Below are 22589 nucleotides of genomic sequence, written 5' to 3'. Positions count from 1 at the left end.
TTTTTTGACTGATCACCTTCATTGGTTATAGGGACAATTTTCCCCGCCAACACGGCCGTTGAGCTCTTCGTGCCTGGTCGCACAGGCCGAGCAAACGTCATCTATAATTTCGATGAAATTCACTCTTTCAAGGCTTAGCCAGACGCCCGAACCCTGCACAACGCTGACGTCACCTTCGGGATCCGTGCGACAGGCAGGGCTTAGATAGACTTGAGGTGTGTCCGTTCCGCTGTGAAAAGCAATCACCTTACCTTCATAGTACACGCTGACATTTTGCAAGCTGATGCGTGCGTATCTGTTACTGCTGAAGCCAAATGGGTCTCTAGGAAGTATGCCGTCACTCTCAAGCGGACTGCTGGAAAAACGACCATCAAGAAATTGGGGCGAGTCCATGCGAGAAAAGAGTTCGCGCACCAATTCATCATGGCTGTATATTGGGACAAGGTCTTTTGGGAAGACTGTTCGAAGTGCATTAGAAACAACATCGTTGGTGTGCAGCATTCCAATACCAAGACCCAGCGCAAGCGAAAATATGGCTGTTGAAATTACAAAGGGCGCGCCTCGAAGAAGGGTCTTCAGACTCATTGAGCGTCTGGAAAAATGTAGCCAAACCCATGCGATACCTAAGGGAGGGGCAAGACTTAAGACTGACAAAAGAAAGTAGACAAATGGGAGATGAGCGTCACGGATATATGGAAAATCACTCACAAAATTTGCAGCGAACAGAGCAATGAACCCTGGAATGGCAAGAAGAAGAAGATATGGATTCTTGTAGTCCATTATTAGCCATCACAAGGTTGTCGTTTGCATGTACCATCTTCGCAGCAGTAACCCTGCCTACATGCGTTTTGAGAGCAACTTTCAGGACTGTTTGTACCACACATTGGACAAATATCGTCAATGTCGACTGCAGCAATATCTCCCTCTCGCTCACCACTAGCAGTTCCAATTAATAGGGACTTCCTCAGCTCATGGTTATCGGGCGGCATGTAAGATGCGCCAACCCCGAGGCCATCGAACTCGAAGCCTTCAAGAGCCTCACGGACGGCATGTGGATCAAAACTCCCGGCGCGTGCGACAGCGTCTGCATAAAGGATTGTCTGGCAATAGGCGGTGTGAGCGATGTTGGTGGGTAGATAACCATACCTATTCCCAAACGAGCGCACAAAAACGCCGCTTCCAGAGGCGTCCGAATTCGGGCTCCAGTCCAGCGCACCAATTACACCAGCGGCAGCCTGTCCCGCACCAAGAAGAACGAGGTTCTCGAGAAAAGGCGTCACAACTCTCAAGTTCTCAGTGATACCGAGATTTGCAAGGGTCTGCAATTGATTAACAAGATCATAACCTTGTCCACAGGCAAGGACAATATCTGGATCGTCGTTTCGAAGCCTCGAGAGCTGCGACGCTATATCAGAGGTGCCCGCGGGGAAGTCGTGGCGCGAAAGGAAATCCCAGCCAAGAGAACTCCCTGCTGCTTCGGCCTCTTCGGCAAAGTACTGACTGTCGGGAAACTGACTCGCAAGAATTGCAACACGCGGCCTACTCGAAATACTCTGTCCTGCGTGTTGCACAACGGCCCTTGTCGCAAGCCCGCCCGTTGCCGAGAAGCGAAACGCAAAGTCATCGGTGAATCGTTGTCCGTGAATCGCTCCGGGGAAGTAGGAAACTCCGACTTCGGCGCAGATGCCCTGAACAGCAGCGGCGCTGGACGTCGTAACGTTTCCGAATAGGGCAATTGCGCCATCCCACTCGATCAGACGTCTCGCGCCAGCTCGAGCATCATCAATCCGACTTTGGTCATCGGCGGATACCCAATTGATTCGCTTGCCGAGTAAGCCACGACCATCGAGTGCTCGGCTGGAGAAGGTTGCTAACATGCCATCACCACCGCTGCCATTCAGGTCGTCAACAGCTAGTTCGAAACCTGCCTGTGCTTGATAACCTTCGGAAGCTCGAGCGCCTGTCTGTGAGGTCACGAAGCCGAGTGTAACCGATGAGCCTGTGGGCTCGTTCACATATGATCCTTGGGCACGCACGATGTGTGGCACGGCAAGAGATGCGGACAAGCCTGAGAATAGCTTTAATGTTCTTCGTCTGCTGTGCTTCATGGCCCTCGGCTCGTACTAAAAGTGTACTCTATTTCAGGCTTTTCCGAAGTTCGGATTTGGAGAACTTTAACACATTTAGGGTCTGGAAGAAACGCCGGGCAGTGCCTCACAGTACGCCCCCGTCATGCCCGCCATCCTTCGTGGCATAGCGCAGCACGGCATCCTGGCCGGGAATGTGCGGGAAGCCCCGGAAATTGGCGGTATTGGCGAACTTCGTGCTGCAGGTCTCAATCCGCTTGTCGCAGCCAGCACGGATGGTGAAAGCGTCACCGCCTGCGATGGAACGCACTGGTGCTTCGAGCAGCGTCAGCATTGCGATGCCGTCAGTCAGGCCATGTGCAATGACCTCCGCTCGCCGCCCGGCATTGGCCCCGCTGGTCCATTCGACGGTACCGAAGGTGAACCAGCCAGTGGTAAAACTGCCGAGCCCCGAGGCGGTGAAGGCCCGGTCGCGCAGGATATCGATCACGGCGCCCGTGCCCTTGTAGACCGGATCTTCCAGATCGACGCCGCAGCGCGCATCGCCGAGGGCGGCGTCACAGGTCGCCTGGAACGTCCGTCCGACCGTCTGGCCGAGCACATTAGCCAGCGAGCGGACCTCGGCGACGAAGGCCAGCCGCCCGCGCCGGATCTGGCCAATCGCGCCGCGCCGCATCAGCACCCGCTGGCCCGTGTCCGCCCAGTTCACCCGCCAGACCTCGACCTCGGCATTGTCCCAGCGGCCGTCCAGGATGTCGGTCTCGGTGATGCGGTCAGAGGTAAGCACACCTTCGGCGTCCTGTGCATCGACCGACAGATCAGATCCCGAGCGAACCTCGGAGGCGGTCAGCCCGCTTTCCGGCTCGAAGTCGGTGCCATCGAAGCTGAGCGTCCGGTCGTGGTCGGTGAAACCGAAACTCACGCCGTCCGCCCGCGAAATCCGCCAGCACCAGGCGAGCGTTGTCGTGCCCTCGTTGAGATGGGCTTGCAGGTCGGGTGAGAGGGTTTTCACCGGCAGGTTCCTGTCATGCGGTCGTCGAGATCGGCGATCCAGTTCGCCCATGCTGGCGGCATCACTGCGACGGTCTCAGCAGCAGGCCGGGCCAGCCGCGCTTCGCCGTAGGAGGCGCAGCCAGCATCACCAGGCATTGTCGTTGTCGCGCAGCCTGTCAGCAGGTGCGCCAGCATCGCGCCCGTCGCGCACCGCCTTGCGACCGGCGTCCATCCGGTCTGTCTGATCCCGTTGTGCATCCTGCCAGGCCTCCTCTCGTCCAGTGCGTTTGCCTTCGGCGCGACCCAGCAGGCGGCCGAGGACGACACCCCCGACGGTGCCCAGAGCCGCGGCCAGCCAGATCAGGAAGTCAGCCATCGTCCCGCTCCCCGCGGGCCGCCGCGACGCAGAGGGCGACGATGAAGACGCCGAGGCCGCCACCCACGACCAGACCTGCGAGGAACTCAAGCATCGCCCTGAAACCCGCGCTCGATCCGGTCGCGCAGGCCGATCAGGCCAAGCCCGAGAAACATCAGCCCGGCCGGGGATGCATCGGCGGAGCCCGCCAGCAGCGCGACCAGGCGAGACAGCTCGGCAAGCGGGCCGATGGCGGGCAGCATGACAGATGCCACGCCGGTAAGAGCGGCGAGACACCCCGCCCACCAGGTCAGGGAATTGGGACGGATATAGCGCATGGGATCAGGTCCTCCGGATCAGGGTGGAAAGAAGGTTTGCCAGCCGAGCGAGCCAGCTGGTCTCTGCGGCTGGCGTGGATGGGATAGTGGGTGGTGGTGGCATGAGGGCCGGGCGCAACAAGGCCAGCGCCTGGTCTTCGCTCAGGCGTCGAACGGGTCGGGAGAAGTCGACGCGTCCCGATCGGTCCACCGCCCAGACCGGAATGGTGCCGCCCGGATAGCGTCCATGGCGGAACAGATCGCGTTCCGCCTCGCGGCGTGGAATGATCGCGGCGGGCTTGCGCCATCCCATGAAGGCCTGCGCAGCCGCCTCGCGGTCGCTTGCATTCAGATGGCGGGTCAGCATGGCACGCGCGATACCGCCGGTGTTGTAGTGGAAACTGACCAGCGCATCGAATTCATGCGGTGCCAATTGGACCTTCACGGCCCGCCGCACTTCGGCCTCGCAAGTCTGAATGTCGCTGCGGAACAGCCGGAATGCCTCCCGGATCGCAGCATCGAGATCGGCGGGCATCCCGCCCGGCATGCCGATCGGATCAGGCGGCCCGGCGGCGACGGTATGGCCGATGCCGAAGGTCCAGACGTTTTTCACGTCCCTGTAGGGCCCGGGCACGAGACCTTCGTGCCGGGCGAGGGTCAAAAGACCCCGGTCTGTCATGTGCATGGTTTTACCTGAGAAGTGAGAGAAGCAGGATCAGGGCAGCGACAATGATGCCGATGCGGATGCGGTGGTTGAAGGTCTGGCTCGGATCGGCAGCGTCGCTGCGCAGGGTGCGTGCAAGGCGGAGGAGATCATGCATCGGTGTCGCCGCCTTTCGGGTGGTGCATCCGGGCGAGGACGATCTCGATAAAGGCCGGGCCGAAGACGCCGACCAGATAGGCCGCCGATCCAGCGGCCCCGCCTGCCGGGATCGCCTCGGGCGGCAGGCCGAGCCAGGCGGTGATGACCGCCATCGACAGGCTGCCCATTCCGGCCGCAATCAACCCGCCGAGCAGAATGTGGCGCAGCGCGTCGCGCAGGCGCATCCTTGTTGTCAGCGCGTTTGTTGCGCCGCCCAGCGCGCCCCAGGCAGCGAGGATGACGGCGGTGGACGCCGCCAGATCGCGCAACACCGCAGCCAGAAAGCGGGTCTCTTCATTCATCTGCGGATCTCCAGCAGCGGGATGGATGTGATGGATCCGAGCCGTTCGATATCGAGGGTGACGTCGAGCGTGTCGGTGTCGAAGCGGACGGGTACGTCGAATTCGAAGCCAGCGGTGATGGCCGCGCCCGCGCCGGGAACTGTGTCGAAACTCACGACGCCGGTGGTGGTGTCGACGCTCCAGCCCGACATCTGTTCGACCCCGTCCAGCGCGACCCGCACGCTGCCCGCAACCGGCTTTGCGATGGCGCGGGTCCAACTTTGAGCACCGGAGGTGTAGAGTTTTAGCAATGCAAAACTGGTGACAATACCGTCGCCGGTGCCGATGAGCTGGTCGGTTGGGGTCACGGGTTGCGACGGCAGGCCGGATTTGTAGTCGGCCCAGTCCTTGTAGCGAAATCCGTGGAGCCGCCCGTTGCGCGCCTCGAAGAAGGCCACGACTTCCGCCAGATCGTCCGCACGGCGGATGCCATAAGCTACATCATAACGGCGGCGCGAATTGGCCCAGCTGGCATTGCGTTCCTCATCGCCACTCGCCAGCTCCACGATCTGGGTGCGCCGTTCAGGCCCGCCGCGTGCGCCGCGACTGATGTTGTCGGGAAACCGGACCTCGTGAAACGCCATCACATGCCCCTCCGGCCGAGGGATACCGCGCGGGCGATATCGGCTGCGACCTGCGTGCGGGATTGCCGGAAGCTTTCGGCATCGCGGGCGTTGATCGTGACGGAGATATTCGGTGCAGCACCTTGCCCTTGGCCATAACCAGCGGCTTCGCGACGGGATAACACCTGTTCGCCGCGTTGAAGGATCGCCGGAACCTCGTCGGGTTTGATGCCAGCCCAGCCACCGCTATGCATGCGTGGGGCACCGGCGAAGGCCAGCGCCGGAACCATGCGGCCCGGGCTCGGCGATCCGACCGTGCCACCTGCGTGCAGGATATCTGCGAACAGACCACCCGCACCGCCCAGCGCGCCGGAGAGCGCATTGGCGATTGGTCCAAGGATGAAACGCCGCGCGGCCAGTTTGGCCAGATCGGCGATCATCGACGTGACGAGGTCGCGGAAATCCAGTTTGCCGGATTTGACGAAGGTGGCCACCGCGTTCTCGGCGCTTTGGAAGGCCCCGACCAATGTCTGGCCGATATCGCCACCAATATCGCGGGCCTTGGCGGCGTAGTCGGCGAGCGACGCGGTGACGGCTGCCCATCCGGTTGCTGCTTGCTCTGCACCAGCAGCCGCTGCCGCACCGGCATTACGTGCGGCACCGCCCGCGCCACCCGCAGCTGTAGCCGTGTCATTCAGCCCGGCCGCCAGCGCATCGGCAGAACTGGCAGCATCGGCCAATATGGCTTCCGCCTTTGATCCGGTCCCAGTCACCGCGTCGCGCAGCGTCTGCCAACTGGCGAGCGGCCGACCTGCGGCATCTGCGAGCATGCCCGCTGCCTCGCGATATCCGTCGGCGCGGCCGCGTGCATCTTCAGCCATTGTGCCAAGACCGAGGTCGGGCGGTTCGAGATAGGTGCGGGACAGGGCGGCAGAGAAAGCATCGGCTGCGGCGGCACCCGCTGCTGTTGCCGCACCTTCAAACGGGTTGCCGATCCGCGCCAGGCCCACAGGATCAAGCGCGCCGATCTGAACGCCGCCTTCACCCGTTGCCCATTCCGGCAGCAGCGCCAGCGCCGCGTTCAACCCGGTGATGAAAGTGTTGATGCGGGTGACGACGCCGTTCAGCATCGCTTCGACGCCGGAAATCAGCCCGTTCGCCGCCTGAAACGCAAAGTCGCCGATGGCACCGGGCAGACTGCCCCAGATTGCCACGGCGGCATCATAGGCCCCCTGGAAAATCGCCGCTGTCCGGTCGCCGAAGCTGACCACGCCCGCGATGGTGCCTTCGAGCGCCGATATCGCTGCTGCCTTGAGGCCTTCCCAGCCAGCGGCCATGTTGGCAAATGCGGCGTCGAGCGACAGGCCGATGCGGAACCAGACCTCTTTTGCGAGATCGCCCAGAAGCCCAAACGCCTCCCCTACGCCGCCAACCCGGGAAACCAGCTGCGAGAATTGATAGACCAGCTCACCCGCTCCGACGATCAGCGCACCGATCCCGGTTCGGATCAGCGCCCCGCGCAGAATAACCAGCGCCGTGGCGACCCCGCGTACCGACAGGGCGGCTGCCGCCATGCCCGCCACCCAGCGCCCGGCCATGATGCCTGCGAAGGTCGCGGCATAGGTGGTCAGTCGCCCGATGTTGTCGAAGAGCACTTGGATGGCCATTCCCAGCGGCCCGGTGGCGCGCGCGACGGTGGCCAGCGCATTGGCCACAGCCTCGAGTGCCGGAGCGGCCGCAACCGCCAGCTGGTTCGAGACGCCGCGCCAGATCAGCCCCAGCCGGGAAATCGCATCATTGGTGCGTTCGATCTGGTCAGCATCCTGCTCGGAAACCACCACCCCGAAGGCAAGCACGTCTTGGGTCGCCTGGCGCAGCGTCGCAGTGTCGATGCGCGACATGGCGATGGAGCCTTCCTCGCCGAAGAGCTGCCCCGCAACGGCGGCGCGCTCAGCGACAGGCACGAAATCCGCGATGGCGGCGTTGATCGCCCCGACACGCTGGTCCAGCGGCAGAGCGATCAGTTCGGTGGCGGAAAGCCCAAGCCGGTCCAACGCATCTGCCGCGGGGCCGGTCCCTGCGGCCGCCTGGCTCAACCGCCGGGTCAGATCCTTGGTCGCCTGTTCGATCCCGGACATGGAGACACCGGCCAACTCACCCGCGCGTTCCAGTGTCTGGATCGAGGCGACGGTCGTCCCGAGCGATTGCGCCAGCTTGGCCTGCGCATCGACGGTCTGCAGCCCGGACCTGATCATAGCGGCCCCGGCTGCGGCCAGTGCAGCCGTGGCGGCAGCCGCAGCCAGCGTGGCGCGGCGGGCAAATGCGGCGACGCGTGCATTGGCCAAGTCCATTTCGCGCGACAACCGCCCGAACCCGCGCGCCCCGGCCTCACCGACGCCTTCCAGCTCGGCGCGCACCTGGCGGCCGCCCTCCGCCACGAGGCGGACAGAGACCCTTTTCTCAGCCATCACGGCGTCCTTCCATCTGTTCGTTGAGTTTGCGCACCATCACCGCCTCGATCTCGGGCAGCAGTTCAGCGGCAATCAGGGCGTCGATGCCCAACGCTTGGGCCAAAGCGATGGCTGCACCCATGTCCCAGCCCAGCACAGCGCCGGGGATGACGCGCAGCTGCCCGCCGAGGCGACCGACCAGATCCCAGAGTTGCCATCCCTCCTGCGTCCGGGGCTGGTTCAGTCGTGTGGGGCAATCGGCACAGCGCGCTTCGCAGGCTGCGCAATAGCTGTCGCCCCCGCCGAAGGACCACTCGGCGAGGGCGCGGAGGCGTTTTTTTCTGCGTCCAACAGCAGACCGCGTGCGACGTATTGGGTCTGGAACGCCTCGAAAACCGGCCAGATTTCCAGAAGGGCATCGATGGCGTCCGGTGACACGTGCGTGGGTTGGCCCATGGCATCCCCCACGCCCTCCCAATCCAGAACGGCGCGACGGGCCACGGACTTGGCCATGACCAGCGCCAGCTCTTCCTGGCTCGCATCTTCGGGCAAGGCCTCGAGGGCGGCATCGGCGCGGGCCAACACCATCAGGGCGGTGGTCAGCGGGGCGACCTGCAGGCGCAGGCCAGGGGCAAGCTCCAGCCATTCAGGGGCGGCGGTCAGGTTCAGACGGATCATCAGTAGGCCTCGATATCGTTGATCAGGGTTGCGGTGCACATGCGGGCGGGGCTGGCGGCTTTCGCAGCCTGCCAGTCGAAGGTCGCCTGCACGCCCTGCGGTCCGGAAATCTCTATCCGGGGGCGTGGCAGGTAGACGGCGTGCACGGTGAACGTGAAACTCTCGCCCGAGGGCAGGACATAGGCGAAGCTGATCTCGCAGGGATCGCCGTTGATCGCCTGGGCCACCAGCGTGCTGTCGGCAAAGCGGACCTCGATCCGGCCGGTCAGTGCTGCGATGGACGGGTCCGCCCCGTCGATCCTGCCGTCGCTGCGGATGGTCTCGATCCGGTCGAGGTTGTTGGCATAGGTGATCTCGGCGGAGACAACATTGCCCAGCGCAGAGCCGTTCCGGCTGATCGCGCCGTTGAAATGACCGAAGCGCTGCAGGGCCAGTTCGTCAGGCGTGCCTGCGCCGGTCGTCGTGGCGATGGTCTCGCCCTGCGCCACCAGCCGGGCGGTGGCGGTCAGCAGGCCCGAGCGTTGCACCTGCCAGGACAGCTGATCCAGCACGCAGCCGGAATACATCGCATAGCGTGGCACCTCGGGCATGCCGGTCTCGATCGACATCGACGGCAGCGTCCAGGATCCGGACTGAAACTCATGGGTCCAGGGTGCCGCAGCGCCGGTGGTAGCGGGATCGCCGAAGGCTGCCTTCAGCCAGAACCCGAAAGCCTCAGCGTCGATCGGCATGACGACATCGCCATCGGCCGTCACCGCGTCCTTGATCGGTGCCAGGGGATCGCGGCCGTAGCCCAGGAGTTCGCTGTTCAGCAGCGGCTGTTCTGATCCCAGCGAGGTGCTGGCGAAGGGCATTTTTGTGAACCCACCAACCGGCGGGGTGCCGTAAACTGTCTCGAACGCAAGCGCCATCTGCGCCCGCGCCCCTTGGGCTCGTGCCATTGTGTTCTCCTCTGGTTGTCGGGATCAGCCGAGTGGATCGGCCGTGGAATAATGCAGCACCACCGGAATGACTGCCGCCTTCAGGCTGGACGCACCCTCAACCGGTAGATCGACCGGACGGGGCGCTTCCGCTTCGACCCAGTCGCAAAGCCCGCCCAGAGTGCGGTCAGCGGCGAGCGCTGCGCCGATGCTGGCCATCAGCGTATCGAAAGCTTCGTCACGGTCGGTGCCCTGCACGACCGCCTCGATTTCGGCTCGGTGCTGGTAGTGGTAGGTGAGCGGCGACAGCGTCACCTCGGGGTCTCCCGGTTCACCGTCGCGCAGGATCAGCAGGCCCTCAGTCGGGACGCGCTCGGGCAGCACTTCGCCGCGCAGGGCGGTGGCAGACAGCGCCGAGAGCCGCGCGTGCAGCGCGGTTAGGATGGTTTCACGGGGAGTAGGCATCGGTCATCTCTTACAAGCAAGTAGATCTTTCTCCCTAAGATGCAGGACCTTAGCGTCAAGAATAGGTTCTGCGAACCAATCATTCGCTTCGCGGGAACCCACCTTAACAGTGTGAATGCGAGCGCTAATTGGCAGGTATACATTGTGCGGAACGTCCGGTTCGGATTGCACAACAGAACCCGGGCCAAAGACTTGGATCTCAGGCTCTCCTTCTCGATCAGGCAGGCGTGCAAAAGCTATCCAGCCCTCTTCAACAACGTAAACTTCTGATATTGAATGGTGTGAATGGCTTTTCTGCCAAGCACCGACACTTCCCGCGATAGTCAATATGTAGCCGTTTCCCGATGAATGAGTCAGTCGAAACCTACTTTCGCCATTTGGCATCTTCTCATGTAATGTATTGACGCCGAACTCGCGAGCCGCAACCTCGGAGGAAATCTCTTTGGGCTGCTCGCTCATTGCGCGACCAACTCCGCCAAACGATCTTCATCAAAGCTCACTGTGGAAAACTCAAAATTTGGGTCGAGCCGCCTTGGGTGCCAGCGGGTGCCAAACTTTGGATCGTCATAAAAGTGGTCCACACCGTCTACCTTGAATAGAGCTTGCCAGTAACGGGAATATCCAATCCTCTGCCGAAGGCGTCCAAGTATCTGGCTATCTTTGAGGAGGAGGTCGGCACCTTTCGTACCCACACCATGTGCTCCTGCGAGCAGAAAGATCGCCTCACCTTTGTCGAGACCTTCCTTGTCAAACACATTTGGCAAGCAAGTTATCAACAGAAAATCCGTGTTAAGTTTTCCGTTGCTCACCTCCGAAGCATATAGATCTCCGGTGGATTTTCGAATGATTGACCAATTCCCGGTTCTTCCGCTTCGTCCGACAGTCTCTGATATCCCTAGTTGACCTAAAGACTCGCGCGAGAGAAGAAACTCATAATCAAGATCGAATACAGGGTTATCAGATCGAATTAGTCCTCTCATACCGTCTGCTGGATCCACGAAATCATACTGAAGAAATTGACGAGAGAATTTGTTTGATACAGGACTGCCACTCGCAACTATCGTGCCAGTCGGATTTTTCGGCAACTGATCGCTGTCATAAACCACCCGCCTCTCAGCTACATCAGTCACCAGTTCATCAAATCTATCTGCTACGTATGCATCATCTGGATGGAAATGTGGGTATCTCGGACTTGGATGGGATTGCCCAGGAACAAACATTGAACGCACATCAATTGACCCAAATACGCCTTTGATTGCCTCAAGGTCATAGTCAAAAGGGTCGCTGAACCGTTCAGCCTGATCGCGCAGAACCCCAATGACTTCATTGGTGACCGTAGTGAAAATTACTGCAGTCACCGTGGTAACCATTGTCTGGATAAGAAGTTCCCTTCGGCCTTTGTCTACCATGTATCGGTTCCCCAGCGCATTCAGTCTCCAATACCAGAAGTTACAGGTTTCTCAGCCATGTAACCAGTATTAATTCCGGAGTGCTGGCAAGCGCTCGCTCCGCGTCCCGTGCCAGGTCCAGCCGCTTCGGCAACTTCACCTGCGGCACCAGCAGGAAGATCGGCGCGGTGACCCTTCCGCGTCCGGTCTTCGAACGGGACACCACCGCTTGGCCTTTCGTGTTCAAACGCCCCTCTGCCACCAGCAGGCTCGGGCCCGTCCGTCGATAGACGAAGCGCAGGCGCAGCCCGCGCCGCCGTTCCCATTCGCCGGGGGTGATCCGGCCGCCGCGCGTAGATTTGCCTGCGGCGGGCAGCGGAATTGCCAGCCAGAACCCATCCTTCGAGCGGATCAGTGGGCCTGTGTCGTGCGCGCCGATGATCTCCGGTGCCTTCGACCAGACCAGAGCCGCGGCGTTCAGGCTATCTCCGGCCTTCGGATAACTCGCAAGCCGGATCGAATTCGCCAGCCGCCGCCCGAGCCCCGCGCCGGTGATCTGCGCCCGCCAGTCCGATTTGAGCCCGGTTCCGGCCTCGCGCATCGCGGCACTTACGGCCTTTTCCCCGGCCCTGATCTCGGCGGACATCATGGCCACGAGGTCCGGATCGATGTCGAGTTTCAGCTTCAAATTCCCACAGACCTCATTTTCCGGCTATGCTGCGCATTCATTTCAACTTCAGAACCGGGGAGGAAGACGATGATTGATCGTGACGCGTATGTGGAGAAGGCAAAGGCGAATATCGACAAGTGGAACGCAGAGATCGACAAGATGCAGGCAAACACCAAGGAAGCGGAGGCCGATGCGAAGATCAAATACGAGAAGCAGCTTGCGGAAATGCGCAAGCAACGCGACGAAGCCGAGGCGAAGATGAAGGAGGCGCAGCAGGCGTCCGACGCCGCCTGGGGCGATATGCGCAAAGGCTTCGAGCAGGCATGGGACAGCCTCTCGGAGTCGTTCCAGAGTGCGATGAAGCGGTTCAAATAGCGGATCACGCTGGCACCTCGGCGGCCATCAATGCAACGAGATCAGGATCGATATCGGGCGTCAGCTTCATGATGGGCGCAGATCCAGCGCCCAGATGAGGCGTTCGCGGTCGCGCAGTGGCTCGCCCTGAATGGTGAAGCTGTCGGCACCGATCACGATCAGATCGCCGGGGCGGGGGTCTGGCAGGTCGTACACGCGCACGTCCACCATCATGGTGTCGCTGACCAAACGCCCAGCGCCGAATTCGGTGATGCGATCCGGTGCGCGGCGGATCACCCGGATAGTTCTTTCCTCGGACGTGGTAGCCGACATCCAGAGCGCGGCCACGGCCATGGACGGGTTGGAATAAATCCGGTCCATGGCGGCAGTAAAGACGGTCATGGCGAGCCTGTCAGTTCGAAGTATTCAGGCGGATCGCGATGCGTGGCCGCTTGTTCACCGGCAGGATCGAAGCCTCCGTCATCAGGTCAATCCATCGGCCTTTCTCGTCGAGATGCTGGCGGGCGTAGAGTGGCAGGCCCATGGTGTTGGCCGCCTCCAGCAGGTTGGCCGGGCCGCCATAGGTGGTGAAGGTGTCCATCGTGCCAAGCGGGAACGCGATGCCTTCGCTGGCCGGAACCAGCCGTTCGCTGGCGTTGGTCGAGAGCGTGACGGTGCCCGAATATTCCTCGAACACGATTCCCGCGAAGGGGAAGTTGCGGCGCATATCCTCGCGCAGCGGCTGGGCCCCGGTGGCCGCATAGAACTTGTAGGCCTCCTCGGTCTTCGGGTGCGCGATCAGTTTGTCGAAGAACTCGCGGCTCACAAGGGCGTGGACCGAGGACATCGCCTCGCCCAGCAGGTTGTCCTCTACCGCCCGCAAGACCTCGCGGACCTTGCCCTGCACATTGGTGCCAGCGGTGCCGAGCAGAAAATCAACCGAGATTTGCGCCAGGCCGAATTCGGTGAAGTAGTTGTAGAGGGTGGTGCCAGCGCCGTCTTTGACGATGCCGCGCAGCGCGTTCATCTCCATGTACTCGCGGGTCTGGGCGTGCTTGCGGCGCATCAGCTGCAGTTTGCGGTTCATCACCTCAACCAGTGGATCGGCTGCATCGAAGACGCCCAGCGCCGGGCTTCCCTGAATGTCGCCCGGCAGGATCACGTCGTCATGCGGGATCCACGGCAGGGCGAAGCTGCGCATGGCACGCCCCTCGCGGGTGCCAACCGTGGCGGGGCCACCGAGGGGCACCGAGGGCAGCAGGTTCAGCACCCCCTCGTATTGCTCGATGATCACCGATCGTTGGCTGACGCCTTCGAAGCGGAAGAGGCCGATCTGGCCAAGGCGGGTGTAGAGGTTGGGCAGGATGTTGATGGCCTGCGTCATCTCGGCCAGCGAGTAACCGCCAGCGTCAAAGGGATTGCGGACAAGGGTCATGGGGCGCTCCGGAGATGTGGGGGAATGGGTGACGACGTCACGAGTCAGAGGTCGCGCGTCAGACGCCGTCGCGGGCGATGATGCCGACGGCAGCAAGTTGGGCGATCTTGGCGGTGATCTTGGTGCCGTCATCGACGGATCCGTCATAGGCGAGGCCTGCGCGGGAGACGATCGAGGGGCCACGGACGACCACGATGCCGGTGGCATCCGCCAGTGTGGCATCGACGGCATAGAGCAGCACGGCGGTTGCGGTCTGCGCGCCATCCGAGCCGGTCGCGGTCGCCAGCTTGTATTTGCCGCTGGCGGTGATCTGGCCGAGCACCGAGCCGACCGGATAAGGCATGCCTTGCAGCAGGGTGATCACTTCGCGGGTGTAGTTCGGGTTGACCTCATATTTGAGGACATCGCCCATGCTGGGCTGTTCCGTCAGGACGGGCATTGGTCAGTCTCCATGATGTTGGGGATTGGGACGCTAGTTCAGCGCTTGGCGTCGGTCGCGGTTTTCTTCGCCGCCGCGATGATCGGACTGTCTTTCGCGGCGGCGGCTGCTGGAGCGGTGGCGACGATGCCAGCGGCATCGCCGCGGGCAGCAAGGTCGGCCAGTACGCGGGCGCGCAGAGCCTCGGGTTTGATGCCGCGCGTGACTGCGTCGGCCGCATCGATGGTCACACCGAGCCGGGCCGCTTGCGCACAGACCTGCGCCACTTCGGCGGCCTCAGCACGAATGGCCTCGGGGTTCATGGCTGCTGCTTCTGGTTTCGGCACAGCAGGTGCCGGAGCGTCCGTTGCAGGCGTGGCGGCAGCGACCGACGGTTCGGTAGTGGTCGGGGCCGTGGCTTCATCGGGCGGAATGGCAGTTGCGGCCGGATTGGGAGTGTCGGTGGTCGTGGTCGTCATCTGTGGACCCTTTCTGGTTGGGGGCGTGATGCCGCGGGGTGCGGCGGCGAAGGCGCGGAAGGCGGTGACGGGATCGGCGATTTCGTCAGCTAGACCGGCGGCTATGGCGTCGGCCCCGCGGAACACGGCGGCTTCTGTAGCAAGCGCTGCCGCTTGAGACAGCCGGTCCCCGCGACCTGCGGCGACGGTTTCGGCGAAGAGGAAACGGACCACCTCCAGCTCACGCTGCATCTGATTGTGTATGGCCTCGGGCAAAGGCTGATACGGGTTCGCGTCGATCTTGTGCGATCCGACATGGACCAGCGTGACGGCGATGCCTTTCTGATCCAGCGCCCCACTCATGTCGGTGTGCAGCGCCACGACACCGATGCTGCCGACAGCACCCGTCCGGGGCAGGATGATCCGGTCAGCCTGCGATGCCAGAACGTAACCTGCGGACAGGGCATGTTCCGTGACAAAGGCATGGACGGGTTTCTGCGCCCGCGCTGCCCGGATGCGATCTGCCAGATCGAAGGCCCCCGCGACCTCCCCACCAAAGCTGTCGATGTCGAGCGCAATGCCTTGAACGGCCGGGTCGGCCAGCGCAGCCTGCAGCTGCGCGGTAATCCCTTCGTAAGACGTCAGGCCGGAGGATTGGCCGATCCAGGCGCCACGGTGCACAAGAGTGCCCGCGATTTCGATCACCGCGATGCCATCCACCACCGCAAATGGCTGGCTGCCGTTCCGCTGGTGGCGCTGCGCGAGATCGTTCCCAAACAGCGAGGCGCGAGCAGGAAGAGCGGCTGCGGATTGACCGGGAATGTCCACGTCCAGCCCTTGGAAGACGATTTCCTGCCCGGTGATCCGCGGCCCTAAACCCGACAGGAATGCCAGCGCCTTGGCCGGGTCGACCATCAGTGGGGTGTTGAAGGCGCGCTGGGCGATTTGTGCGTGATGCATCAAGCGTCCTCCTTGGGATCGGGTTTTTCATCGGCGCTGTCGTCCGCCTCGTCGTCCCGGTCGCTGTCCTGATCCGTGTCTTTCGCCCCACCTTGGCCTGGCCCCTGCGCGGGCGATCCCGGACGTCGGAAGTCGAGGCCCAGCGACAGCTCGCGTTTGCGCTCAACGGCGATTTCCTGATCCACCTGTTCGGCGTCATAGCCACGCTCCGAGAGGGCTTGGGTGCGGGATTTCAGGCCCGCTTCGATCTGCAGGATCTCGGCCGAGGCGTCTTTCATCGGGTCGATCCAATCCCATTTGGTCGGCAACCATGCGCAGGCCTGATATTGCCGCCGCTGGCTGTCATAGCCCGGCAGATCCAAGGCTCCCGACAGCACGGCGGTATCCATCCAGCGCACCCAGACCGCGCGGCAGAGCTGAAACACCAGCACCCCGTGCTGCCAGGCTGAGATGCGGCGGCGGAATTCGATCAGCGAGATGCGCGTGTTCGAGAAGTTCCCCTTGGCGGTGTCACCGGTCAGGTAGCCGTAGGGCACGCCCAGCGCCGCTGCGATCTGCAGCAGGGTCCGGTATTGAAACGGCTCGTAGGTGCCGCCTGAGTCCGGGGTTGCCGGGGTGGAGACATCCTCACCGGGATCCAGCCGCACGACCTGACCGGGCTCAACTTCGAGATCCTCCTCGGTCGGTTCCAGCGGGGTTTCCGGGGCTGGCGAGGTGATGAACATCGCGAACATCGCCGCGATCTTCTTCCGCTCCAACTCGGCGTCGTCATAAAGGTCCAGCGTGAACAGCTTGACGATGGCGGCGGCGAACCGCGACACACCGCGCAGCTGCCCGGCTTCGACCGGATCGAGGACATGGATCACATCTTCGGCGGGCACACGGACCGTTTCATTGGTGAGGCCGGGGTCCGTTCGGTCACCCGGATGTCGGCGCAGGAAGTGATAGGCCACGCGGCGACCGATGCCGTCAAACTCAATGCCCTGCCGGATCAGCCCAGCGCCGGGAAGGGTTCGGTTCATGTCGAGGGGCAGCATTTCGGCGGGCAGCATCTGCAACTGCAGGGGAATAGTTAGCCCGTCTTCCGCCCGGCGCGGCCGGATGCGAATGAAGACCTCGCCTGACAGAAACACCTCACGCGCCGCCCGGCGCTGCAGCCCGTAGAAGTCGGTCAGCCCTTCGGCGTCAGCATCATCGGTCCAGGCAAGCCACAGGGCCTGCAGCTCTTCCTTCTTTGCGGCATCCGCGATGGTCGACGAAGGCTTGATGCCATCACCGACGACATTGCTGGCGAAAGATTCTACGGCGTTCGCCGCATAGCCGTTGTTCCTGACCAGCCAGCGGGCCCGGGCAGTGATGGTGTCGCCCGCGGCGGCAATCAGCGTGTTCACATGGGCGCGGCTGGCCCGGAACCCACGCAGGCGTCGATGTGCCTGCGCGGCATCGAACCCGCCGATGATCGACCCGATGCGCTGCCGGAAGGCTTCGAACGCCATGGATCACAGGCCCTTCGAGGCGACAGTGCCCCAGCGCCGACGACGCGGGGTGCCGGAGGTGGCGCTGGCAATCCGGGTTTCCAGATCGCTGATCGTGTTCGCCAGCTCCGCATCTGAGCCATAGGTGATGGTCTTGCCGTCATAGCTGACCGAGCGGACGCCCGCGTAGCGCGCCTCCTGCAGTGCCGCCAGCAGGGCGCGCATCCGTTCCAGATCCATCTCAGTCCCTCATGAAGTTCGGTGTATAAGCCCGGCGCTTGCGCCGTGGCGTGGTCGGTGTACCCGCCTTCGGCGGGGTGGGCGCGGCCTGGTCGGACGGTGCCGCCTTCTGAAGTGCCGGGCGGGTTTCCACACCGGCCTGCTCTTCAAGCCGCTGCCATGTGGCCTCGTCCCAGCGATCCGCGCCCATGATCCACGCGGCGGCACGCGCATAGACCCGGCAGTCCAGCGCCTCGTTCCTCTCCCGCATCTTCTGCCATTCGGGGTGGGCATAACCGCGCTTGTTGCGCACGGTGACCAGCTGTTCGGCCACCAGTTGCTTCAGCCATTCGGTGTCGATCCAGTCGGGCAGATGCACGGTGCCGGGGGCGTCCAGAATGCCCAGCGCCCGGTCCTCGTCGCTCGGTCGCTCCAGCCGCAGGAAGCGGTAGGTTTCGGTTTTGAAGGTGGCTGTGGCCACCGACCAGAGCCGCGCGCCCCGGCGCAGTCGCCTGCCGCCGATGGTCGCGTCGACAAAGGTCGGGCCGGATACCGGTGTGGCCCGGTTGAAGCCTTCCAGGCCCTTGACGGGGGAAACCTGTTCGAACCCCTGCTTGCGTGCCCATGCGTAAACCGCCGCGGCCTCATAGCCGGTGTCGATCGCCAGCTTGCCGATCACCATCACCGCCCCATTGGCGCAGACCCACGTCCGACTGAGCAGGGTGGTCAGCTTGTCCCAGCAGGCCGGATCGTCCGGACCACCAGCAATGACGATGTGATCGACCAGCCAGCTTTCCAAACCGCGACCCCAGGCCCAGACGTCGACCTCGATCCGGTCCTTCTGGACATCAACGCCAGCTGTCAGGAACAGACCACCGACGGGGATGTGTGCGCCCGCATAACTTTCACGCCGTTCGGCCAGCCGCTGCCATTCCGGCGCATCGCCAGACTCGAGCCATGTCTCGCCCAGCAGGGTGTTGCGCGCCGCGCGCAGCATCTCCTCCGAGCCTTGCGCCGCCAGCCAGTCCCGCGCGATCTGCTGCCAGCTTTTCCAGCCTAGCGGCGAATAGAGTGCTGAGAGGTGGAAGCCGATGGAGTGCGGATCGGCGGACACGGCAGTTGGCCGCCATTCGCCCTTTTCCAACATCTGCGTTTTGTGATGCTCGGCGATGGCGCGTTCGCAGCCCTCGCAATGATAGGCTGCGGTGTCAGGACGGCCCTTGTCCCAGCGCAGCCGCTCGAACTGCAGCCATTGCATCGCCCCGCAATGCGGACAGGGCACGAAATAGCGGCGCTGGTCCGATGCATCGAACTCGCGCTCGATCCGGCTGATGCCCCGGATGGTGGGCGTCGAGACCATGAACACCTTGCGCCGGTGCGAGAAGGTGGTGGTCCGCGCCTCGGCCAGCGTGACCGGATCGCCTTCCTCGTCGGCCGAGGCCGGATAGGCATCGACCTCGTCGAGAAAGATATAGCGCGCGGGCATTGACCGCAGACCGGTGGCCGAGTTCGCCCCGGTCAGCACCAGGATGCCGCCGGGGAATTCCTTGGACAGCATCGAATTGCCCGCGTCGCGCGAACGGGCAGGCTGCACCCGTTCCTTCAGCGCCGGACTGTCCTCGATCAGCGGGTCGATCCGCCCGCGCGAGGTGCGTTTCGCCATCTCCACCGTCGGCAGCACCGCCAGCATCGGCCCCGGCGCATGGTGGATCACAAAGCCGATCCAGTTGTTGCCCGCCTCCGTCGCCCCGACCTGCGCGGCCTTCATGAAGCTGATGCGCTGTGCCGGGTGCCGCGGTGACAGCGCATCCATGATCTCGCGCAAGTAAGGCGTCCGCGCGGTGCGATATTGGCCGGGTTCGGCGCTGGCCCGCGAGGACAGTTTGCGGTGCTGATCCGCCCATTCCGACACCGTCAGGTCCGGATCGGGCCGCATGCCGCGACGCCAGGCCCGCAGGACATCCTCGGCCCCGTCAAAGACGAGATCGAGGTCTGCCGTCAGGTCGTCGCTTGCCGTGCCGTCACTGTCCGAGGCTGACCCGGAGATCGGCGAGGGCGTCGAGTTGCGCTCTGACATGGGTTTCCAGCACCCTCTGCAGGATCGCGGCCTCGATTGTCACTGGCTGGGCCGATTGTTTTTCCACCTCCGATGCCACTTCAGCTGCCATCAGCGCTGCGACGCGGGATGGCCATGTGACCCAGACATCGCGTTCCTGTCGCGCCAATCGAAACACGAGCGTTTCCGCCCGGGCGCGATCAACCAGCGTGCTCTTCTTCTTCTGGATTGCCAGCTGGCGTTCCTGCGCCTGATAGACCGTCAGTGCGGTGCGGGCCTTTAGGTAGGACGAGCTGTCGGCTGTCCCCGAGAAGCCACTGTCGCTGCCCGTGCTACGTCGTTGCTGGTCTGGATCTGTCATATCCGCTCGGCGTACATCCGAGGCGGCTGCATTGATCGAGCCATCACCGTAGACCACCAGGCGCCCAGCCTTGCGCGCCTTTTGGATCGCCCCGCGCGAGATGCCGGAATGGGCGGAATATTCGCGCTCCGACATGCCTTCCAACGACGTCACCTGATCCGATTATAAAGCAATGATATTGCTTGATATTTCGTTGATTAAGATCGGCAGTAGAGCGATTCTGAATGCATCGGAACATTACAACACACCGCCGGAGACCAGACTATGACCGACCTGAACCCCCAGACCACGCCCCGCCACCAGCTGCGCGCCGAGAAGGCGCGGCGCAACCGGGAAGCCGCCCTGAACGCCTTCATTGGCAAGAAGGCCGAGATCGATGAGATGCTCGCCCGCCTGCAGGCGCTCAGCGACGATCATTTTGACACCCACCCGGATGAAGTGAGCTGGGCCGATGTCGGCACCCTTGAGCACCACGCCGGGCTGCTCAAGCGCATCACCGACAGCGCCTTTGGCGAGGGTGAGCACGCCGAATAAACCGACGACGCGCCATGACGCGGCCCGCCAATGCGGCGGGCTTGCCCCGCTAGAAGGTCGCGCAATACCGCGCCCGCCCGATCATAACCGGAGGCCCAGATGCCCAAACTCACCGACACGCAAACCATAATCCTCAGCGCCGCTGCCCAGCGCGCAGACAATCTCGCCATGCCGCTGCCCAAGGGGCTGCATGGCGCCGCCGCCAATAAGGTCATCACCATGATGATCGGGCGCGGCTGGCTCGAGGAGGTCGACGCCGACCTGCGCAAGGGCGAGCCGCTCTGGCGCGAGACCGGCGATGGCCATGGCACCACGCTGGTCATCACCGACGCGGGCTTGCTCGCCATCGGGGTTGAGCCCGTAGTGGTCAAGACTATGGCCGCGATCCGCACCCACGCTGCACAACCGCCTGCGCCCAAACCACCGACACCGCGCGCGGGGACCAAACAGGCGATGCTGATTGAGATGCTGCAGCGGCCTGAGGGGGCCACGATGGAAGAGATCGTCGCGGCCACTGGCTGGCAGGCACACACAGCGAGAGGCGCCATTTCTGGGGCGTTGGGCAAGAAGCTGAGGTTGATTGTTACTTCGGCGAAGGAAGAAGGAAGGGGGCGGGTGTATCGTATTGGTTAGACCGACTAAAGTTGCCCAATGGCGGGTCTGAGCCCTCAAAAACCGAATGCTGCATCTACTACGGGCTTCGGCCATGGGAGTTGCAGATTGTGTTTGCGCCCCGAAAATTGTCGATCCACAGGTTAGCTGAAAACTCAGATATATGTCTTGGATAAGACGACAAGAACATGGTTCGTTGCCTAAATTTCCTGTACACTCGTCTGTGATTGTCGATTTTCGGGCAACAAGCTTGATCCGCTTTTCGGGGGACTTTGACATGGAAATTGATTTAGAACGACTGAAGCAATTAGAAGACGACATCGTCACTAAGGTTCAAGGGCGAGTTGAAGATCGACTATTTCGGAAATACCTGACCATGGGAGGGTTTGTGGCCGCAGTCACAGCATTTTTTGGTTGGTCAGTTATCGACTCTATCGAGGAAAAAGCAGAGGACCTCGCGCGAGGAGCGGCCGCGCCAGCCATTTCAGAGGCCGAAGATGCAGTAAAACAGGCGACTGCTTCAGCTAATAGTGCACAGAACGCAGCGGATAACGCTGCCCTTAGAATTGACAACGTGGATGAGTATCTTGAACGCAGAGAAGAGATACTGTTGTCGGTGTTGTCTGATACCAGTTCTCAGCGGCGGAGTGTTGAGCAGATGCGAACCGAAGCTCAAGAGTTTTTCACTTTCACTGAAGCCAAGTCTCAAGAATTGGATGAAATACGCCAGAAGTTAGCCGATAGGTTTGAAGAGCTAAACAATGACCTGTCTGACTATCAGACGAGAACAGAGGAATTTAGTATTGAGTTAAACAAACTCGCGAGTGCAGGAGATCTGGAAACAGTTGCGAACACTGTTGACGTATTGGGTACACAGCTTTCTGCAATGAACCGACAGTTGGACGAGTTATCTCAAAAAGCATCCACTACAGAAAACCTCGTTCAACAAGGGGCAGATGGTGCAGTGATTGATGGAGCTGTAGCTGATGTTAAGCCGGAGAAAAGCAACGCGCTGATCGAAACAACTGTCTATTTTCAGTTTGCAGGCGTTACAAGGGAGTTAGCAGAAGCAATCTCGTCACGATTGCAGACTTCAGATTATGTTGTTCCGGAGGAAGAACGCACATCTATTGCAGCCGGCATGCATGAAATCCGATTCTTTTTTTCAGAAGATCGTGAGCGGGCCACAAAACTGCAAGAGGACATAAACACCGTTTTGTTAACAATGGGTTTGAAGTCTGATGTTACAATTCGAGATCTTACTACGTATCAAGGCGCAAAACCTCGACGCGGCACCTTAGAACTTTGGCTAGAGCCCATACCTTCTTAACATTGAACTTTGCTTAAACAGCTGTTGACCCGAGCGGTTTTTTGCTTTGGTTTTTAGTACGACCGCTTCGTCTCGAATCACCGACATTGCTGGAGACAGGGTATCTTGACATGCGTCCTGGCACTGGAAGCATAGGGTCTGGACCCATTGATTTCAGGCGAGCATCATGATTCACCGCCGGAAAACTGAGCGGTGATATGTCTGATCTTTTCTGGTTGAGCGACGCGCAGATGGCGCGTTTGAAGCCCTATTTTCCGAAGTCGCACGGCAAGCCGCGTGTTGATGACC

General features: G+C 61.9%; 30 protein-coding genes and 1 pseudogene. 5 read left to right on the top strand and 26 right to left on the bottom strand.

What is annotated here, in order from left to right; all coding sequences use genetic code 11:
- Nucleotides 1–18: 18 nt before the first annotated feature.
- The 18 genes from ABJO75_RS17995 to ABJO75_RS17910 all read right to left on the bottom strand — a co-directional run bounded on the left by ABJO75_RS17995 (nt 19) and on the right by ABJO75_RS17910 (nt 12107).
- Nucleotides 19–780: a hypothetical protein gene (locus ABJO75_RS17995; RefSeq protein ID WP_348133345.1), complete on the bottom strand. Its 762-nt coding sequence runs from the start codon at nt 778–780 to the stop codon at nt 19–21.
- 2 nt (nt 781–782) lie between these two features.
- Nucleotides 783–2015 (bottom strand): ABC transporter substrate-binding protein, encoded by a 1233-nt coding sequence (locus ABJO75_RS17990; protein ID WP_348133342.1) that lies wholly within the window; start codon nt 2013–2015, stop codon nt 783–785.
- A gap of 199 nt (nt 2016–2214) precedes the next feature.
- Nucleotides 2215–3099: a DUF2163 domain-containing protein gene (locus ABJO75_RS17985; RefSeq protein WP_348133339.1), complete on the bottom strand. Its 885-nt coding sequence runs from the start codon at nt 3097–3099 to the stop codon at nt 2215–2217.
- Nucleotides 3096–3236 carry a hypothetical protein gene (locus tag ABJO75_RS17980; RefSeq protein ID WP_348133337.1) on the bottom strand — a complete coding sequence of 47 codons (141 nt, stop codon included), beginning with the start codon at nt 3234–3236 and terminating at the stop codon, nt 3096–3098. Before ABJO75_RS17980 ends, ABJO75_RS17985 begins: the two co-directional genes overlap by 4 nt.
- The gene (locus ABJO75_RS17975) at nt 3226–3456 is read right to left on the bottom strand and encodes a hypothetical protein (protein WP_348133334.1); all 231 of its coding nucleotides are present in this window, start codon (nt 3454–3456) and stop codon (nt 3226–3228) included. Before ABJO75_RS17975 ends, ABJO75_RS17980 begins: the two co-directional genes overlap by 11 nt.
- A gap of 86 nt (nt 3457–3542) precedes the next feature.
- The gene (locus ABJO75_RS17970; protein WP_348133331.1) at nt 3543–3773 is read right to left on the bottom strand and encodes a hypothetical protein; all 231 of its coding nucleotides are present in this window, start codon (nt 3771–3773) and stop codon (nt 3543–3545) included.
- Nucleotides 3774–3777: 4 nt separating this feature from the next.
- Entirely contained in the window at nt 3778–4437 is a 660-nt protein-coding gene (locus ABJO75_RS17965) for a lysozyme (protein WP_348133328.1), read from the bottom strand.
- 4 nt (nt 4438–4441) lie between these two features.
- A complete protein-coding gene (locus ABJO75_RS17960; RefSeq protein WP_348133325.1) occupies nt 4442–4573 on the bottom strand; it encodes a hypothetical protein in 132 nt (43 codons plus the stop codon).
- On the bottom strand, nt 4566–4916 hold the full coding sequence (locus ABJO75_RS17955) for a hypothetical protein (RefSeq protein ID WP_348133322.1): 351 nt from the start codon (nt 4914–4916) through the stop codon (nt 4566–4568). Before ABJO75_RS17955 ends, ABJO75_RS17960 begins: the two co-directional genes overlap by 8 nt.
- The gene (locus ABJO75_RS17950; protein ID WP_348133319.1) at nt 4913–5539 is read right to left on the bottom strand and encodes a DUF2460 domain-containing protein; all 627 of its coding nucleotides are present in this window, start codon (nt 5537–5539) and stop codon (nt 4913–4915) included. Before ABJO75_RS17950 ends, ABJO75_RS17955 begins: the two co-directional genes overlap by 4 nt.
- Entirely contained in the window at nt 5539–7986 is a 2448-nt protein-coding gene (locus ABJO75_RS17945; RefSeq protein WP_348133317.1) for a phage tail tape measure C-terminal domain-containing protein, read from the bottom strand. Before ABJO75_RS17945 ends, ABJO75_RS17950 begins: the two co-directional genes overlap by 1 nt.
- On the bottom strand, nt 7979–8110 hold the full coding sequence (locus ABJO75_RS17940) for a hypothetical protein (RefSeq protein ID WP_348133316.1): 132 nt from the start codon (nt 8108–8110) through the stop codon (nt 7979–7981). Before ABJO75_RS17940 ends, ABJO75_RS17945 begins: the two co-directional genes overlap by 8 nt.
- A 98-nt stretch (nt 8111–8208) precedes the next feature.
- Nucleotides 8209–8646, bottom strand: a complete 438-nt coding sequence (locus tag ABJO75_RS17935) for a hypothetical protein (RefSeq protein ID WP_348133314.1) — start codon at nt 8644–8646, stop codon at nt 8209–8211.
- On the bottom strand, nt 8646–9587 hold the full coding sequence (locus tag ABJO75_RS17930) for a phage tail tube protein (protein WP_348133311.1): 942 nt from the start codon (nt 9585–9587) through the stop codon (nt 8646–8648). Before ABJO75_RS17930 ends, ABJO75_RS17935 begins: the two co-directional genes overlap by 1 nt.
- A gap of 24 nt (nt 9588–9611) precedes the next feature.
- Nucleotides 9612–10031, bottom strand: a complete 420-nt coding sequence (locus tag ABJO75_RS17925) for an acyl-CoA transferase (RefSeq protein ID WP_348133308.1) — start codon at nt 10029–10031, stop codon at nt 9612–9614.
- Between the two features lie 3 nt (nt 10032–10034).
- The gene (locus ABJO75_RS17920; protein WP_348133306.1) at nt 10035–10490 is read right to left on the bottom strand and encodes a hypothetical protein; all 456 of its coding nucleotides are present in this window, start codon (nt 10488–10490) and stop codon (nt 10035–10037) included.
- A complete protein-coding gene (locus ABJO75_RS17915) occupies nt 10487–11440 on the bottom strand; it encodes a hypothetical protein (protein WP_348133303.1) in 954 nt (317 codons plus the stop codon). Before ABJO75_RS17915 ends, ABJO75_RS17920 begins: the two co-directional genes overlap by 4 nt.
- Nucleotides 11441–11480: 40 nt before the next feature.
- Nucleotides 11481–12107, bottom strand: coding sequence for a DUF6441 family protein (locus tag ABJO75_RS17910; protein WP_348133300.1), 627 nt, complete (start codon nt 12105–12107; stop codon nt 11481–11483).
- Between the two features lie 69 nt (nt 12108–12176).
- Here ABJO75_RS17910 and ABJO75_RS17905 point away from each other — a divergent pair, with 69 nt between their 5' ends.
- On the top strand, nt 12177–12464 hold the full coding sequence (locus tag ABJO75_RS17905) for a hypothetical protein (protein WP_348133297.1): 288 nt from the start codon (nt 12177–12179) through the stop codon (nt 12462–12464).
- Between the two features lie 66 nt (nt 12465–12530).
- Here the strand turns inward: ABJO75_RS17905 and ABJO75_RS17900 are convergent, their stop codons facing one another.
- From ABJO75_RS17900 to ABJO75_RS17865, 8 genes are read right to left on the bottom strand one after another with little or no spacing between them, the layout of a single operon-like run.
- Nucleotides 12531–12845 (bottom strand): hypothetical protein, encoded by a 315-nt coding sequence (locus ABJO75_RS17900; protein ID WP_348133294.1) that lies wholly within the window; start codon nt 12843–12845, stop codon nt 12531–12533.
- A 10-nt stretch (nt 12846–12855) separates the two neighbouring features.
- Nucleotides 12856–13878 (bottom strand): major capsid protein, encoded by a 1023-nt coding sequence (locus ABJO75_RS17895; RefSeq protein ID WP_348133293.1) that lies wholly within the window; start codon nt 13876–13878, stop codon nt 12856–12858.
- A gap of 58 nt (nt 13879–13936) precedes the next feature.
- The gene (locus ABJO75_RS17890) at nt 13937–14317 is read right to left on the bottom strand and encodes a head decoration protein (protein ID WP_348133290.1); all 381 of its coding nucleotides are present in this window, start codon (nt 14315–14317) and stop codon (nt 13937–13939) included.
- Between the two features lie 38 nt (nt 14318–14355).
- Nucleotides 14356–15714 carry a S49 family peptidase gene (locus ABJO75_RS17885; RefSeq protein WP_348133287.1) on the bottom strand — a complete coding sequence of 453 codons (1359 nt, stop codon included), beginning with the start codon at nt 15712–15714 and terminating at the stop codon, nt 14356–14358.
- A complete protein-coding gene (locus ABJO75_RS17880) occupies nt 15714–17210 on the bottom strand; it encodes a phage portal protein (RefSeq protein ID WP_348133285.1) in 1497 nt (498 codons plus the stop codon). Before ABJO75_RS17880 ends, ABJO75_RS17885 begins: the two co-directional genes overlap by 1 nt.
- A gap of 3 nt (nt 17211–17213) precedes the next feature.
- A complete protein-coding gene (locus ABJO75_RS17875; protein WP_348133282.1) occupies nt 17214–17429 on the bottom strand; it encodes a hypothetical protein in 216 nt (71 codons plus the stop codon).
- A 1-nt stretch (nt 17430) separates the two neighbouring features.
- On the bottom strand, nt 17431–19485 hold the full coding sequence (locus ABJO75_RS17870) for a phage terminase large subunit family protein (protein ID WP_348133280.1): 2055 nt from the start codon (nt 19483–19485) through the stop codon (nt 17431–17433).
- Complete coding sequence (locus ABJO75_RS17865; protein WP_348133277.1) at nt 19430–19969, bottom strand: hypothetical protein; 540 nt, start codon at nt 19967–19969, stop codon at nt 19430–19432. Before ABJO75_RS17865 ends, ABJO75_RS17870 begins: the two co-directional genes overlap by 56 nt.
- A 120-nt stretch (nt 19970–20089) precedes the next feature.
- Here ABJO75_RS17865 and ABJO75_RS17860 point away from each other — a divergent pair, with 120 nt between their 5' ends.
- From ABJO75_RS17860 to ABJO75_RS17845, 4 genes and pseudogenes are all read left to right on the top strand, one after another.
- Nucleotides 20090–20359 (top strand): hypothetical protein, encoded by a 270-nt coding sequence (locus tag ABJO75_RS17860; RefSeq protein ID WP_348133274.1) that lies wholly within the window; start codon nt 20090–20092, stop codon nt 20357–20359.
- A gap of 99 nt (nt 20360–20458) precedes the next feature.
- Nucleotides 20459–20992: a DUF3489 domain-containing protein gene (locus tag ABJO75_RS17855; RefSeq protein ID WP_348133272.1), complete on the top strand. Its 534-nt coding sequence runs from the start codon at nt 20459–20461 to the stop codon at nt 20990–20992.
- Between the two features lie 256 nt (nt 20993–21248).
- Nucleotides 21249–22301, top strand: a complete 1053-nt coding sequence (locus tag ABJO75_RS17850; RefSeq protein ID WP_348133269.1) for a hypothetical protein — start codon at nt 21249–21251, stop codon at nt 22299–22301.
- Between the two features lie 197 nt (nt 22302–22498).
- A pseudogene (locus ABJO75_RS17845) lies at nt 22499–22589 on the top strand (IS5/IS1182 family transposase); the annotation flags it as partial.

Source organism: Sedimentitalea sp., from assembly GCF_039973035.1.
Lineage (GTDB): Bacteria > Pseudomonadota > Alphaproteobacteria > Rhodobacterales > Rhodobacteraceae > Sedimentitalea.
Note: the sequence above shows the minus strand (reverse complement) of the source record. Positions and strands in the feature narration are given on the sequence as shown.